Origin of the sequence: Micrococcus sp. HG099 (assembly GCF_024723355.1) — a bacterium.
GTDB classification, from domain to species: domain Bacteria; phylum Actinomycetota; class Actinomycetes; order Actinomycetales; family Micrococcaceae; genus Micrococcus; species Micrococcus endophyticus.
Genome location: NZ_JANQCJ010000220.1, coordinates 1 through 1,966 on the forward strand (window position 1 = coordinate 1; position 1,966 = coordinate 1,966).

Genomic DNA, 1,966 nt, shown 5'->3' on the forward strand with positions numbered 1-1,966 from the left:
GCCCCGGCCTGACGCGCGCCGCCGCGGGCCGCTCGCCCCCGGTGCGGCCGCGTAGGCTGGGAGGCATGACCGACGCCCCCGCCCCCTCCGCCGTGCCCGCCGACGACGCCGTCCCGCGCGTCGCGATCCTGGGCGCGGGCGGGAAGATGGGCCGCCACGCGGTGCCGGCGGTGCGCGAGGCGGCGGGCCTGGAGCTCGTCGCCGAGCTCGGCTCGACCGACCCGCTCGAGGCCATCCTCGACGCCGGCGCCACCCACGTCCTGGACCTCACCGTCCCGGACGTCTCGCCGCGCAACGCCGCGTTCGCGGTGGAGCACGGCCTGCACACCGTGATCGGCACCTCCGGCTGGGGGCCCGAGCGGCGCGAGGCGCTCGCGGCGCAGCTCGCCGAGCACCCCGGCGTCGGCGTGATGATCGCCCCGAACTTCTCCGTGGGCTCCGTGCTGGCCTCGGCGTTCGCGGCGAAGGCCGCGCGGTTCTTCGAGTCCGTGGAGCTCATCGAGATGCACCATCCGGCCAAGCTGGACGCCCCCTCCGGCACCGCCGTGCGCACGGCCGAGCTCATCGGTCAGGCGCGACGGGAGGCCGGCGTGCCGCCGTCCCCGGACGCCACCGAGCGCGACCCGGACGGCTCCCGCGGCGCCGTCGTGGACGGGGTGCACGTGCACGCCGTCCGCCTGCGCGGCCTCGAGGCCCACCAGGAGGTGCTCCTCGGCGGGCCGGGCGAGCAGCTCGTGGTCCGCCACGACGCGTTCGACCGCGGCGCCTACATGCCCGGCATCGTGCTGGGGCTGCGCAGCGTGGCGTCCCGGCCCGGGCTCACCTACGGACTGGACGGATACCTGGACCTTGGCTGATCGCGCCCCCCGCCCCGCGGAGCAGACCGTCGCCGACCCGGCCGAGCACGCGGCCCGGGCCCGCCGCTCCACCCTGATGAGCAAGCTCTGGGTGGGGTTCGTCTCCCTGCTCGTGCTGTTCTTCGCCTCGTTCGCCGTGTACGTCGCCGTCGCGTTCATCCGCGCGCCCCAGCTGCTGGCCAAGGGGATCGGCGTGGGCGTCATCTTCGTGGTGCTCGTGACCGTGGCCGTCCTGGCCCGCGAGGTCTGGTTCGGCCGGCAGACCGAGCGCCTGGCGGACCTGCTCGAGGCCGAGGGCGGGCTGCCCGAGGACGACCTGCCCCGCTCTCCGGGCGGCCGGATCGACCGCGCGGCCGCCGACGCCCAGTTCGAGGTCTACCGCGTCGAGGCCGAGGCGGCGCCGCGCGACTGGCGCACCCGCTACCGCCTCGCCCTGGCCTACGACGCCTCCGGGGACCGCCGCCGGGCCCGCGAGGCCGCCCGCGAGGCCGTCCGCCTGCACCGCCAGGGCTGAGCCCGGTCAGCGCCCCACGGGTGGGGGCGCGTCCGCCTCGCCCGCCCGCGAGAGCCGGGCCACGGCGGACTCGAGGGGCCCACGCCGGCCCGTGAGGTCCGCGGCCAGGCCGGCCGCCAGGCACAGCGCCACGAGGACCGTCAGCAGCGCCGCGTCGGAGGCGTCGAACTCCAGGCGCGACGCCGCAGCCAGCACCAGCAGGTGCCCCACGTAGAGTGTCAGCGGGATCCGCCCCGCCCCCGTGAGGGGTCGCGACGCCGCCCGCACGAGGCCGGCCACGCCTGCCCCCGCCCCCCGGTCTGCGGGCGTCCGCCCCGCGAGCGCCCGGTCCAGGGCGGCCCCCACCAGGAGGCAGAGGCCCAGGACGGCGCACGCCCACCCGGCGGCCAGCAGGGCGGCCACGGGGGAGCCCCCGTGCGGGGTGGGCAGCGCGAGCCACAGCGGGTCCGGGGGCAGGTAGGCGAGCCGGTGCTCGCCGGTGCGCAGCGTGGCCGTGAGCTGATCAGGGTCGGCGCCGGTGCCCGCGGCGATCCGCTCCAGGACCCCGGGCGCGCGCAGGACCGCCGCCCCCGCGGCGGCCGCCGCGCCCCCGGCC

Annotated in this window: 2 protein-coding genes and 1 pseudogene; 2 read left to right on the forward strand and 1 reads right to left on the reverse strand. The window is 78.6% G+C overall.

Annotation, left to right across the window (positions count from 1 at the left end):
• The first annotated feature begins 65 nt into the window (after positions 1–65).
• Positions 66–857: a 4-hydroxy-tetrahydrodipicolinate reductase gene (dapB, locus tag NWP10_RS11740; protein ID WP_258301022.1), complete on the forward strand. Its 792-nt coding sequence runs from the start codon at positions 66–68 to the stop codon at positions 855–857.
• Positions 850–1,371 carry a hypothetical protein gene (locus tag NWP10_RS11745; protein WP_017489735.1) on the forward strand — a complete coding sequence of 174 codons (522 nt, stop codon included), beginning with the start codon at positions 850–852 and terminating at the stop codon, positions 1,369–1,371. Before dapB ends, NWP10_RS11745 begins: the two co-directional genes overlap by 8 nt.
• Before the next feature lie 6 nt (positions 1,372–1,377).
• Here the strand turns inward: NWP10_RS11745 and NWP10_RS11750 are convergent.
• Positions 1,378–1,966: pseudogene (locus tag NWP10_RS11750) on the reverse strand (hypothetical protein); the annotation flags it as partial.

What these genes read in the sequence shown, in the direction of transcription:
- dapB (WP_258301022.1), top strand. Translation starts at nt 66, where the DNA reads ATGACCGACGCCCCCGCCCCCTCCGCCGTGCCCGCCGACGACGCCGTC.